The following is a 13,053-nucleotide window of genomic DNA, read 5'->3' as shown; positions in this document are numbered from 1 at the left end:
GGTGCCGGGGGTGCCGGGGGTGCCGGGATTGGAACCAGCAGCGGAATGAATAAAAACAGGCCATGAAGCAGTTCATGGCCTGTTTTCGCTACCCGATCGTCACAGTCGTTTGACCGGGGGCGGGCTCCACTTACCGGTCAACGCCTCGGATTTCGGGCCGTACAAGCGCATGGTCAAGTTGAACGCACCTTTGGGGGCAGGAAGCCAATTGGCCTCAAGGTCTTTGCCGGGGCTTTCATTCTGGAAATAAATATCCAGCGAACCGTCGGCATTGGTCTTGAACGGCATCCAGCTACTGACCGCAAAACGGTTGAGTGTATTGCCCACCTGGAACCCTTCCGGATCGTACAACGTGATCGACCAGAAAGCGTTCACCGGTGGCGCTTCACCCTTATCGAAATGCAGCACGTACTTGTTGGCCCCATCGAGTGGCTTGCCTTGGTCATCGCCCATGTTCAGCGGATAAATGGCATCCTCGGGCAAGTTCGCTCCCAAACCGACCTGCGCCACGATCGCGCGCTTAAGGTAGTAGTTGCCATAGACGCCCATGGTGTCGGTGTTCATCGACCAGCCGTTGACCACAGGAGCGAGCGAGGCAACCTTCCACTTCATCAGCGTTTGCGCTTCTTCAGGCGCGGTTTGCAGCGCGGCTTTAACGGCCGGATCCAGTGCCTCGATGTTGAACGATTTTCCCACCTCGATACCGATGCGTTGCATCTGCGCCAGAATCGGCTGGTCGGTGAGATGAGGCGGATTCATTTTGAGCAACTCGGCGGCGTAGGCAAAATAATTGGCCGCCGACATCGTATCAACCTGAATCTTCGGCGGCGTTTTCATGTCCACCGTCGGGTCGATTTTCACGGTGACCGGTTCAGCTTTTTTACCCAGCAGCGACAATGGCGTCACGGTGTAGCCCGCCTGAATCTTGTGCACCGCCGCATAGTCGGCTTCCCCGTCAGTTTTGGTCCGACCGATGATCCAGACAAAAGTCGTCGGTGCCGGTAAATGACTCAATCCCACCGGCACCGTTCCGGTCCAGCCCGGCGGTGTCACCAGAAACTGACTGGCCTGGGTGCCAGTCGTGCGCCAACCGGGCGACGCGAAAACGTCGCTCCACATGTCGAGCATCGGCAACAGATAAAAGCGCCCTGCCGTGTCCGGCGCGGAAATCACCAATGGCTCTTTGGTCAAGTCGAGCCAGGCGATGGAATACAGCGTATCGAAGTTCGGCCGCACCACACCTCTGAAACTCACGGGTGGGTACTCCGGCACACTCACAAACATGTTCATCGGGCCTTTACCGAACTCCTTGCCGGGTTCGATATTGGTGAACTGCTTGCGGGTGATGTCCATGGTCAACAGCGGATAAAAATACAGGTAGGCTTCAACGCCGATGGCATGCGCTTCTTCGGGCGTGACTTTCGGTTGAGCCTGGCTGGCCAGGGGAAAAACGGCCGCGGCCGCAAGCGTTAGAGCAACGGCTGTCAATGCTTGAGTAATCCACATTTAGGCGATCGTCCTTGCAATGGGGAGCGCTGCCGGGGTCGGCAGCTCTAACGGAACTCTAGACGATCGATTCAGCAAGAACTGACAGGCGGACGACCGGTTGTCGGGGTGTTGCCGGCCTGAAATAGCACTGAATGGTCGTTAATGCGCCTGGACATCGGAATGAATTGACCTGTGGATATGACCCAAGGCAAAACCCGATAACGCTGAAGGAGCTACGATTACTCTTACATCATGATAAGGAATCGACATGAGTAAGGCAGACGAGCTCGCCATGAAGTTGAAACACACTGGGGCTACCCACGCCGATCAGGCGATCGATAGCTGGCCGAACCAGGTTTACGAACTGTATCGCCAGATCGAGCACTGGCTGCTGCCGCTGACGGAGGTCGGCCTGGTATTGCGGCACAACCCCACACACGTTTTCGAGAGCGATCCAGAGGGGGAAACGTTCAACTATGCCATCGACCAACTGGTGATCGAAGGTAATGACCATACCCTGACTTTCGACCCCGTCGCGCGTTTCACCGAAGATGGCGAGGGCCGCGTAGAGATTCATTCCAAAGGCAAAGAGCTCGCATTGCTGCGTACCGTCGGTGAGCATGGCGAAACACATTGGTGGTTACAGGTCATTGAACAGCCAGGACAACAACTGGATGCGGTTGCGCTGACGGAGAACAATCTGCTTTCGGTCGTGCAGGAAGGTTTGGAGCTTTGGGACTAACCTTCTATTCGACCCTCGACTGTGTTCGACCGACAGCACAGGACAACATGCATGGACAGTTTTGTTTTGGGCACACGCGCCAAGGTTTCTGGGCAGAACAGGTTTGGTAATCGCACCGGCGCCGTTTCATATTTGAAAGTGTCCAGTGCCGCCACCGAACCCACCCCTTCAGATCAGGTAAGTACCGTCAAACAGTGGTTGGACCTGATCGTCCTACAAGCGAACCCTCCAGGCACCAAACCCGGAAAAGAACTGGATATTGTTTTTTTCGTTCATGGCTACAACACCGATTCAAAAGAAGCACTCAAGCGCCAGCGACTGGTCGAGAGCGAACTGAAAAAACGCAAATACAACTGCATGGTGATCGGCTTCGACTGGCCAAGTGCAGGCAGCGCTGAATTGTATCTGTATGACCGCTCCGAAGCGCAGGAAGCCGCCACGTCGTTAGTAACTGGCGGCATCATCCCGTTTGCCAACTACACGCTAAAAGACTGCCCCATAAACATCCATATCATGGCGCACTCCATGGGCGCCTTCGTGGTGCGTGAGGCGGTACGCGCGGTCGATAAAACTCGCAATGCGGACCTGGCCAATGACTGGCGCATCGGTCAACTGGTGTTGTTTGCGGCAGATATCTCCTCCGAGTGCTTTGAGCTCAACAACTCGGACATGATTCCGATCTTCAACCACTGCGGCCGACTGACCAACTACTTCAGTGGTTACGATGAAGCGCTGGCCGTTTCAAATGTCAAAAACATAGACATCAGCTCGCGCGTCGGACGCGTTGGCATGCCGATTGATACGCCAGCGCACGAAAAGGCCGTCGATGTTGATTGCGGACCGCGTTACAAGGCTGTCCCCAAAAGAAAATTCAAGATCATCGACGGCATGATTTCCCACTCCTGGTACCTGGAGGATCCGGTCTGGTACGACGATCTCGCCTATACCCTGCAAGGGCAAGTTGACCGTAACTCCATTCCGACCCGGATCTGGGTCAGTAAAAATGACTTTATCTTGAAGACCTGACTACCTGCCCGCCCCCAAAGCCGCATGCAAATCCAGCACCGGCAATGGCGAAGGCCGGTTCAACGCCCGCAACACCGGCGCATCGTAGCCATACACATCTGGCTTGAACGCCACTCGCCCGCCACTCTCCAGATCCACCGTCCAGTACGCCAACAACACCGGCACTTTCACCGGAAGCGAGATGTTCTGTGTCTTGCCATTGGCCAATTGTTTTTGAATGCCGGCGCTGTTCCATTTAACCGGGTCGTTGAACAACAGTTCCACCAATTGCAGCGGGTTCTCTACGCGGATGCAGCCCGAACTGGTCGCGCGCACAGTTTTGGCAAATAACTCGCGGTGCGGTGTGTCGTGGAGGTAAATCGCATAGTCGTTGGGGAAGCGGATCACCACCTGGCCCAGCGAGCTGTCAGGGCCGGCATCCTGGCGCAGGGTGAGCCCGCGCGGATTGCTCCAGTCAACGGATGACGGTTCGAGCACATTGCCTTCTCGATCAAGTACGCGTATCCGGTTGTTGGCCAAATAGCCTGGATTCGCCTGAACTTTTGGCAGCACGTCTTCCTTGAGGATCGTCGGCGGTACAGTCCAGGTCGGGTTAAACGTGATGTAGGTGATCTGCGCCTGAAAAATCGGTGTATTGCGAGCTGCTTTACCCACCTGCACCCGAGATCGCCAGATCGGTTGGCCATCGCGGTACATCGCCACCTTGTAGCCGGCGATATCGACGATAACAAAAGTGCCCTGCAGTTTATAAAGCAGCCAGCGCGCCCGCTCCATGTTCACCCGCACCTGGTCGATGCGCGCCTCAACAGGCACATTCAGCGCCTCCAGCGTAGTTGCCCCCGCCACACCATCCGCGCCAAGGTATTGCTCGGTCTGATACTTCTTCACCGCAGCGGTGACGGCACCGTCGTATTTCGTGCCGCGGCCCAATCGTGGATCAAGAAAGCCTGCCGCGACCATCCTCGCACGCAGCTGTGCGACAGCGGGTTCGTCCATGCCGGGCTTGAGCGAATGGTCTACAGCGACTTTCGGCCAGCCGCCTCTGTCCCGAACACCGCGCAGTTGCGCCAATGCCTGACGCAGACTCTTGTACACCGCTTCTTGCGGCGGTGCCTGTGCAAAAGCACTCGCCACGTCGTGATTGTCGAGTGCCGCGAAGAAGGCGTTGAAGTCGTCACGGGGGGCGACGCCGTTCGAGTCAAAATTCCAGTGATTGTCGAGCCGCGACGGGTCGACCTTGCCGCGCCGCAACTGCTGCAGCGCAGTAATAAAGGTGTGGGTGGTTGCGATATCAAAGGCTGCCCGCTGCTCAGTCGTGGCGGTCAAGGCGAGTACTGAAGGCTGTGTCCGGACAATTTCTTCAATATGGAAATCCGCCGGGTTCAAACCGTCGGCCTGCGTGTCGTTCAAGCTTTTGATCAACTGCGCGACGTCGCTGTCATTCGACCACGCCGCGCGATAGGCACGATGGGTATAAAAATCCATGACCAGACGGCTGACATCCACCCGCCGATAGCGCTTTGAAGTGAGCAATGGCGGAAACGCGGTTTTCATCGGCGCAAGTGTTGCCTGAATCGTTTGAGCGACGTTGTCGTCCGGTGCAGCGTCCATAACGGCGCTCGGCGCAGTTGCCGGCTCAATCGACGAAGTTTCGGCAACCGCTGCACCGCTGATCAGAAAGCCCATAAAAAGTATGCGGCTTATGACGAATAACCTTGTTAATTGCACCATAGATAATCCTTAATCTCCCGCATTCACCAGCTAGCTTCCCACGCACTGCTAGACTCGAACTTAACATGATGAGACATCTATATGGCGTTACTACGTTTTGGCCTTCCAATCGCGGCCCTGATACTGACTGCAATGTCCGTACCATCAGCTTACGCCGATTCGCTTGCCGCCGCCCTCGTCAAAGCAGCCCCCACTGCCGACGCCAAGGTCATTGACCTGGCGGTCCGCGCTTCAAAATGCAGCATTGCTCAAGGCGCAGCCCCTGTTCAAAGGCTTGCAGTCATCGACTATTCCCTGCCTTCGACTCAACAACGGTTGTGGGTGTTCGATCTAAAGAAACGCAAGTTACTGTTCCATGAACTGGTGGCCCACGGGCGCAATACCGGCGAGAACATGGCCGTTAACTTCTCCAATAAAAACGAAAGCTTCGCCACCAGTCTCGGCTTGTACCGCACGCAGTCAAGTTATGTCGGGCAAAACGGCTACTCGCTGCGCATGGAAGGCCTGGAACCGGGGTTCAACGACAACGCGTTTGACCGGGCGATCGTGATTCACGGCGCACCGTATGTCAGCCCGATGCTAGCCCGCGTGAATGGCCGGATTGGCCGAAGCCTCGGTTGCCCGGCAGTCAGGCCGGCGATTGCGCATCGGCTGATTGATTCGATGAAAGATGGGCAGCTGTTGTTTTCTTACTATCCGGATCAGCGTTGGTTGAAGAGTTCTTCTTATATCAATTGCGGCAGTGAAACCGTCGCGTCGGCGGCCAAATCAACCATCCGCAAGTAAATACCGCGTGAACCTGTCAAAACTGTAATCCCCACCTCAGTCTTCTGAAAGGCAGCCTTCGTTAGTCTCGCCGTCAACTCCACGTTGACGGACCGGGAACAACGGCATGCATTCCAACACTTCAAGACGCACTTTCGTGAAGGGCCTGGCCGCCGGCGGGTTGCTCGGCGGCCTCGGCTTATGGCGCGCACCGGTCTGGGCAGTCACCAGCCCCGGCGAACTTCAAGTCCTGGCAGGCACCGATTTCGACCTGTTGATCGGCGAAACCCCGGTCAACTTCACCGGCAACCCACGCTCCGCCATGACCATCAACGGCGGCATTCCCGGCCCGCTGCTGCGCTGGCGTGAAGGCGACACCGTCACGTTGCGGGTGAGGAACAAACTCAAGGACGACACCTCCATCCACTGGCACGGCATTTTGCTGCCGGCCAACATGGACGGCGTACCAGGCTTGAGCTTCCACGGCATCGAACCCGGGGGAATGTACCTCTACCAATTCAAGGTTCGGCAAAACGGTACTTACTGGTACCACAGCCATTCAGGCCTTCAGGAACAGTCCGGCGTTTACGGCCCGCTGGTGATCGACGCCAAAGAGCCTGAGCCGTTCCAGTACGACCGCGACTACGTGGTGATGCTGACCGACTGGACCGACGAAGACGCCGTCAGCCTGATGAAGACGCTGAAAAAACAGTCCGACTACTACAACTACAACAAACCCACCGTGGGTGATTTCATCCACGACGTCGGCGAAAAAGGTTGGGGCCCAACGGTCGCGGATCGAAAGATGTGGGCCGAGATGAGGATGAACCCAACCGATCTCGCCGACGTCAGTGGCGCCACTTACACCTTTTTGATCAACGGCCAGGCGCCGGACATGAACTGGACCGGTGTGTTCCGGCCCGGCGAGAAGCTGCGCCTGCGCTTCATCAACGGCTCTGCCATGACGTATTTCGACGTGCGCATTCCCGGCCTGAAAATGACCGTGGTGGCGGCAGATGGATTGCACGTCAAACCGGTGAGCGTCGACGAGTTTCGGATCGCGGTGGCGGAGACGTTCGATGTGATCGTCGAGCCGACGCAAGAGGCCTACACCCTCTTCGCCCAATCGATGGATCGCACCGGGTATGCACGCGGTACGCTGAGCGCGAAGGCGGGTTTATCCGCGCCGATCCCTGCGCTGGACCCTCGCCCGCGGGTGACCATGGATGACATGGGCATGGGTGGGATGGACCACGGCAGCATGGGCGATATGGCAGGCATGGATCACAGCAGCATGGCCATGCCGGGCATGCAAGCTCATCCGGACACGGAAAAAGACAATCCGCTGGTGGACATGCAGGCCATGACCACCTCGCCAAAACTCGACGATCCGGGGTTGGGCCTGCGCAACAACGGACGCAGGGTCCTCACCTATTCCGACCTGCGCAGCACCTTCGAAGACCCCGATGGCCGAGAGCCTGGTCGCACCATCGAACTGCACCTTACCGGCCACATGGAGAAATTCGCCTGGTCGTTCAACGGCGTGAAATTCTCCGACGCCGAACCGCTGCGCCTCAAGTACGGAGAGCGAGTACGCGTGGTGCTGGTCAACGACACGATGATGACCCACCCCATTCACCTGCACGGCATGTGGAGCGACCTCGAAGACGAAAACGGCCAGTTCATGGTGCGCAAACACACGATAGACATGCCACCCGGCTCCCGGCGCAGTTACCGGGTAACCGCCGATGCGCTCGGCCGCTGGGCCTATCACTGCCATCTCCTGTACCACATGGAAATGGGCATGTTCCGTGAAGTTCGCGTGGAAGAATGAGGCGCTATCCCATGACCAGACTTACCCCGATTTCCCTGGCGCTCATGACGGTGGGCCTGACGCTCTCTTCGGCCATGGCCGCTACCCACGACATGCAGGGCATGGACCATAGCCAGATGCAAAGCATGGGCGACTTCCAGATGCAGCCCGCCGCGCCGACCGAAAGCCGCACACCGATCCCGGTGCTGACCGATGCCGATCGCGCCGCCGTGTTCGCCAGCCCCGGCGGGCACAAGGTGCATGACTCCGCGCTCAACTATTACTTCCTCGCCGACAAACTCGAATGGCAGGACGCCGACGACGGCAGCACGCTCGTCTGGGATCTCTCCGGCTGGGTCGGTGGCGACATCGATCGCCTGTGGCTGCGCTCCGAAGGCGAGCGCAGCAACGGCAAGACCGAGGACGCCGAAGTCCAGGCGCTGTGGGGCCACGCGATTTCCCCTTGGTGGGACGTGGTCAGCGGCGTACGCCAGGACTTCAAACCCGGCGCCCCGCAAACCTGGGCAGCCTTCGGCGTGCAAGGCATGGCGCTGTACAACTTCGAAGCCGAGGCCACTGCGTTCATCGGCGAAGCTGGCCAAACCGCCGCCAGACTGGAAGGCGACTACGACATTCTGCTGACCAACCGGCTCATCCTGCAGCCGACCGCCGAGCTGAATGTCTACGGTAAAAACGACCCGCAACGGGGCATCGGCTCGGGTCTGTCCAACACCGAAGCCGGTCTGCGCCTGCGCTATGAAATCCGCCGCGAATTCGCGCCGTACGTTGGCGTGACCTGGTATCGCACCTACGGCAAAACCGCCGACTACGCCACCAACGAAGGCGAGGATCGCAGTGAAACGCGCCTCGTCCTCGGGGTTCGGCTGTGGTTTTAAACCCTTTTACCCAAAACAACAATTTAACGAGGCCTTGCATGCGCACCATCAAAATAACCGCTTTCGCCATCGGATTGCTGATGAGCACACTCGCTCAAGCACACCCGAAACTGCTCTTCTCCGCCCCAACTGAAGGCGCGGATGGCGCGTCGCCCAACACGATCGAACTGCACTTCTCGGAAAACCTCATGACCCAGTTCTCCGGCGCAAAACTGGTGATGACCGAAATGCCCGGATTGGCCCACTCGCCGATGCCGATGAAAGCCAAAGTCACCGGCGGCAGCGACCCGAAAACCATGGTCATCACTCCACTGTCGCCACTGCCCACTGGCACCTACAAAGTGGAATGGCGCGCGGTGTCCTCGGACACCCACCCGATCACCGGCAATGTCACGTTTAAAGTGAAGTGATGGATGAGCGACTCGGTCAGCATTGCGCTGCGGTTTGCGTTGTATCTGGATTTGATGCTGCTGTTCGGGCTGGCGCTGTTTGGGCTTTACAGCCTTCAAGGACGGGAGCGGTTGTCAGGGGCGGTGTTGTCGTTTCGGTCGATGTTGACGGGGACTGCGATGCTGGGTGTGTTGCTGTCCGTCGTCAGCATGGTGACGATGGCGAGCGCCATGAGCGGAGAGTCGGACCTCACTGAACTGCGCCCGCACATCGAGATGATGGTGCTTGAGACGGATGTCGGATTGGCCTGGATCGTGCGTATCGTTGCGCTGGTGGTCTGCGGTTTAGCCATGATGCTCAACCCTCGCGCGCCCGGTGTAAGTTTGCTGGTCGCCTCGATCGCCGGCGGCATTACCCTCGCCTCCCTGGCCTGGAGCGGACATGGCGCGATGGATGAAGGCAGTCGGCGCATCTGGCATTTCACCAGCGACATTCTGCATTTGTTGGCGGCGGGTGCCTGGCTGGGTGCACTGGTGGCGTTTGCGTTGATGGCGAAGATCAATGCGCTGCAAACCGAAGTGCGCATCAGGTTGCTGGCCCGTGCGGTGACGCGGTTTGAAACCGCAGGTGCGTTGATCGTCGTGGTCATTACGGTGACGGGTGTTGTGAACTATCTGTTTATCGTTGGCCCGAAACTGGATGACGTTTTACTCAGCACCTACGGGATTTTGCTGTTTATCAAAGTCGCACTGTTCGCCGCAATGCTGGTGCTCGCGGCGTTGAACAGATTTCACCTCGGGCCATTTTTGGAACGGTCGCTGCGAGACGGGCAGTATCAGGTCGCAGCCAATGCGTTGCGGCGCAGCGTGCTGGTGGAACTGGCGGCAGCGGTGTTGATTGTCGGGTTGGTGGCATGGCTGGGGACGTTGAGTCCGGAAATGGCCAACGGGGTCAGCGGTTGAGACGGTACTCAAACCCCAGGACAGTATTTAGTGTTTATTATCCGTTCGGGGACGGTCGTGCGTTATCGCTGAACCGATGAGATTCCATCAAAAAAAGTCCGAGAACAATGAAGAATATAAAAAGCACAATGATGCTCGGCGGTTTGCTCGTTCTATCGTTTGGCGTACAGGCAGAACCATCGCATCTGGACAGCGTCATCCAGCAAGGCCAACTTCGCGTGTGCACCACAGGCGACTACAAACCCTACACCTACAAAGCCGAGAACGGCGAATATTCAGGCATCGACATCGCCATGGCCCAGTCACTGGCGGACAGCCTGGGCGTCAAGGTTGAATGGGTGCAGACCACTTGGAAAACCCTGTTGCCCGACATGCTGGCGGGCAAATGTGACATCGGCATGGGTGGGATCTCGGTCACCTTGGAGCGCCAGAAAAAAGCCTTCTTCAGCACCATGCTAGACGTCGATGGCAAAATCCCGCTGGTGCGCTGCGAAGAGCAGGCGCTGTACCAAACCGTCGAGCAAATTAACCAGCCCTCAGTGCGCCTGGTTGAACCGGCCGGCGGCACTAACGAAGTGTTTGTTCACGCCTTCCTGCCCAAAGCGCAACTGAGCCTTCACGACAACGTGACCATCTTTCAGGAACTGCTGGACAAGAAGGCTGACGTGATGATTACCGATGCGTCGGAAGCGCTGTACCAGCAGAAACTCAAACCCGGATTGTGCGCAGTTAACCCGAGTCAGTTTATGCAGTATGGGGAAAAGGCTTACCTGCTGCCGCGCGACGACATGACCTGGAAGTTGTATGTCGATCAGTGGTTGCACTTGGCCAAGGTGACAGGTAATTACCAAAAAGTCCTAAGCCAGTGGATAGCAACGCCCGGGACTAAATAGCCGCTAGATTATCCCCCGTAGCAACTGGCGAAGCCTGCGTCCGACTGCGTAGCAGTCGCCAACCCAAAGCACACGGCACATCAGGCAAAACCCAAAACGGCGGAAACAGTTCCGCCGTCGTTAATCGTCGTGCAACAAACCCGAACTGTACTCGCCGAAGCTGTTGCCGAGCGCACTGCCATGGAATTTCATCTTGTCGGGGTTGTTGGTCGGCCCCGGGCCAAAGCCGGCAGACGGCAGGGTGGCTTCTGAGTAATCGCTATGGGTGTTCACACCCGAACAGGCGCTCAACAGCAACGCACCACCGATTAGTACGACTTTGACGAGATTCGAGATCATTTTTTCAGTTCCCTGTGGGATGGAAGTGCGGTGATACGAGCTTGAGTCGTAATCCTAGGCGGTAATCTCGGTGGGCATTGTGAAACTTTGCTGGGCGACAGCATTGGTTCAGCCAGGGCGGTTTCCGGATGGAAAAACGGGTGTTCCCTCAGGAACGCCCTTTTCTGTTTAGAGCCGCGACGCCTAAACCTGCACCTGCAATCGCCGCCCCACTACATCCATCAAATCACAGCCATCACGCAACGGAATCGCCAGCACCCGCGCGAAGATGAATTGGATGTAGCAATCCACCGCAGCCCCGGCCCGCCTAGCCTCCCCTGCTTTTTTTCTTCACCGTGTAGCAATTCTTAAGCAGGCTGAAACACATGCCTGTCACGGACACTACCTGTTATTTGTTTGTAGTCTTGGGGGAGTCGACCATTGCTTAGGAAAGAGGGCAGGAAGTCACCCTCTCAACATTCGACTGCTACGCTGAATTCTTCACGGAGGATTCGCGATGCCACACTCTGATCTGCTCCCTAGTCATGAATGAGAGGTCGCCATCAGCGCTCTGGGCAGCTTCTACAAGACTGAACTAGCTTTACCTACAAGCTTCAAGTGCTTGGAGTTCTTCCTGCTTCGGCATCGCAGTGGGCGGTACCGTAAGCCCATTCGTACGCGGCACTTTTGGGGAAGAAGCAATGCTCAGCTTGAGTCTCCTGGCTTTATTCCTGATAGCGATCCACTGCCTGTCGGCAAGGAGATGTGATGCGCGCCACAGCGTTTTCAGTCGGTCAACCTGCTCCATGGTTCCATTGCCGCACTCAACAAAGAGAGCACTTTTGTTTCGACACTATTGCCGGTCGGTATGTAGTGCTTTCTTTTTTCGGTTCTGCGGCTGATCCCGCATCAATTAAAGTTCTGGAAGGTGTTCGGGCCCATCGTCAGCGGTTCAATGACGATCAAGTCTGCTTCTTTGGTGTTTCCGTAGATCCGGATGATGAAAAGCTGAAGCGGGTAGAAAGTGCGATACCTGGCGTGCGCTTCATCTGGGACTTCGATCGGTCAGTTAGTAAGCTCTACGGTACATTGCAGATAGACGGCAGCATCAGGCAAATGACCTATGTGCTGGATCCTGCGTTACGTGTCCTGGCCATCGTCCCGATAGAGACGCGAGTTGATAACCATGTACCCTCGTTAATGCGTTTTCTGGATAGATTACCCGCACTGATGCCGCCACATGCCGCCACTCCACACGCACCAGTCTTGGTGATTCCCCGTATATTTGAGCCCAAGCTGTGTAAAGCACTAATAAGTTACTACGACGAACGTGGTGGAGAGGAATCCGGGTTTATGGTGGAGCAGTCGGGTAAAACCGTCCACATCACCGACCATGGCCACAAGCAACGTCGTGACTGCACTATTGAAGATGAGGCTCTATCCAAAGCATGTTCGTTGCGTATAGCCAACCGTCTGCTTCCAGAGCTACATAAAGCGTTCCAGTTCAATGCCACTCGAATGGAGCGCTATCTGGTGGCCTGCTACAACAGCGAGGAAGGCGGGCATTTCCGGCCCCATAGGGATAACACCACGAAGGGTACAGCGCATCGCCGTTTTGCCGTTTCCTTGTTTCTTAACACGGGAGAGTACGAAGGCGGTTCTCTGCATTTTCCAGAGTATGGAAAAATGCTTTACAGCGCGCCAACAGGAGGGGTCGTGGTGTTTTCGTGTTCACTTTTGCACGAAGCCACTCCTGTAACCCAAGGTCGCCGTTATATGTTTCTCCCGTTTTTATACGATGATGCTGCTCGCGCCATTCGAAAACAGAATCTCCCATTTTTTGGAAGCTGACTCGTACTCAAACACAAAATAAAGGGGACGGATTTATTGACTCATAGCTTGCCTTGCTAAATCCCCCCAACCCTTTGCTCATACGCCCTGATCAACCGCAGCAAGACTCGCCCGCGCCCCATAAGCCCAATCCTGATAAACTCCCGTCTTTCGCCCCACCGATTCCAGACCCCCAATG

At 56.7% G+C, this 13,053-nt stretch carries 12 protein-coding genes; 9 read left to right on the top strand and 3 right to left on the bottom strand.

The features are described 5' to 3' along the window. Nucleotides 1-99: 99 nt before the first annotated feature. Nucleotides 100-1,506 (bottom strand): DUF1254 domain-containing protein, encoded by a 1,407-nt coding sequence (locus KGB06_RS26680; RefSeq protein ID WP_223521156.1) that lies wholly within the window; start codon nt 1,504-1,506, stop codon nt 100-102. Between the two features lie 250 nt (nt 1,507-1,756). Between KGB06_RS26680 and KGB06_RS26675 the strand changes: the two genes are divergently transcribed. Next, a complete protein-coding gene (locus KGB06_RS26675) occupies nt 1,757-2,230 on the top strand; it encodes a hypothetical protein (protein WP_223521154.1) in 474 nt (157 codons plus the stop codon). A 51-nt stretch (nt 2,231-2,281) separates the two neighbouring features. Beyond that, nucleotides 2,282-3,256 carry an alpha/beta hydrolase gene (locus tag KGB06_RS26670; RefSeq protein WP_223521152.1) on the top strand — a complete coding sequence of 325 codons (975 nt, stop codon included), beginning with the start codon at nt 2,282-2,284 and terminating at the stop codon, nt 3,254-3,256. Here KGB06_RS26670 and KGB06_RS26665 read toward each other — a convergent pair whose 3' ends face one another. Continuing rightward, nucleotides 3,257-4,987 carry a murein L,D-transpeptidase gene (locus KGB06_RS26665; protein ID WP_223521150.1) on the bottom strand — a complete coding sequence of 577 codons (1,731 nt, stop codon included), beginning with the start codon at nt 4,985-4,987 and terminating at the stop codon, nt 3,257-3,259. 81 nt (nt 4,988-5,068) lie between these two features. Here KGB06_RS26665 and KGB06_RS26660 point away from each other — a divergent pair, with 81 nt between their 5' ends. The 6 genes from KGB06_RS26660 to KGB06_RS26635 all read left to right on the top strand — a co-directional run bounded on the left by KGB06_RS26660 (nt 5,069) and on the right by KGB06_RS26635 (nt 10,706). Then, nucleotides 5,069-5,773, top strand: coding sequence for a murein L,D-transpeptidase catalytic domain family protein (locus KGB06_RS26660; RefSeq protein WP_223521148.1), 705 nt, complete (start codon nt 5,069-5,071; stop codon nt 5,771-5,773). A gap of 106 nt (nt 5,774-5,879) precedes the next feature. Continuing rightward, the gene (locus tag KGB06_RS26655) at nt 5,880-7,586 is read left to right on the top strand and encodes a copper resistance system multicopper oxidase (protein ID WP_223521146.1); all 1,707 of its coding nucleotides are present in this window, start codon (nt 5,880-5,882) and stop codon (nt 7,584-7,586) included. Between the two features lie 11 nt (nt 7,587-7,597). Continuing rightward, nucleotides 7,598-8,461: a copper resistance protein B gene (locus KGB06_RS26650; RefSeq protein WP_223521144.1), complete on the top strand. Its 864-nt coding sequence runs from the start codon at nt 7,598-7,600 to the stop codon at nt 8,459-8,461. Between the two features lie 38 nt (nt 8,462-8,499). Further along, on the top strand, nt 8,500-8,871 hold the full coding sequence (gene copC / locus KGB06_RS26645; protein WP_223521143.1) for a copper homeostasis periplasmic binding protein CopC: 372 nt from the start codon (nt 8,500-8,502) through the stop codon (nt 8,869-8,871). A 3-nt stretch (nt 8,872-8,874) separates the two neighbouring features. Then, nucleotides 8,875-9,813 carry a copper homeostasis membrane protein CopD gene (gene copD, locus KGB06_RS26640; protein ID WP_223521141.1) on the top strand — a complete coding sequence of 313 codons (939 nt, stop codon included), beginning with the start codon at nt 8,875-8,877 and terminating at the stop codon, nt 9,811-9,813. 107 nt (nt 9,814-9,920) lie between these two features. Then, on the top strand, nt 9,921-10,706 hold the full coding sequence (locus tag KGB06_RS26635) for a transporter substrate-binding domain-containing protein (protein ID WP_223521139.1): 786 nt from the start codon (nt 9,921-9,923) through the stop codon (nt 10,704-10,706). Between the two features lie 120 nt (nt 10,707-10,826). Here KGB06_RS26635 and KGB06_RS26630 read toward each other — a convergent pair whose 3' ends face one another. Next, nucleotides 10,827-11,045, bottom strand: a complete 219-nt coding sequence (locus KGB06_RS26630) for a hypothetical protein (protein WP_223521137.1) — start codon at nt 11,043-11,045, stop codon at nt 10,827-10,829. A 747-nt stretch (nt 11,046-11,792) separates the two neighbouring features. Between KGB06_RS26630 and KGB06_RS26625 the strand changes: the two genes are divergently transcribed. Next, nucleotides 11,793-12,875, top strand: a complete 1,083-nt coding sequence (locus KGB06_RS26625; protein ID WP_223521135.1) for a 2OG-Fe(II) oxygenase — start codon at nt 11,793-11,795, stop codon at nt 12,873-12,875. The last annotated feature ends 178 nt before the right edge of the window (nt 12,876-13,053 follow it).

Origin of the sequence: Pseudomonas sp. GL-B-19 (genome assembly GCF_019956415.1) — a bacterium.
Taxonomy (GTDB): Bacteria; Pseudomonadota; Gammaproteobacteria; order Pseudomonadales; family Pseudomonadaceae; genus Aquipseudomonas.
The sequence above is the reverse complement of the archived record's forward strand: the minus strand, read 5'-3'. Positions and strand labels throughout refer to the sequence as shown.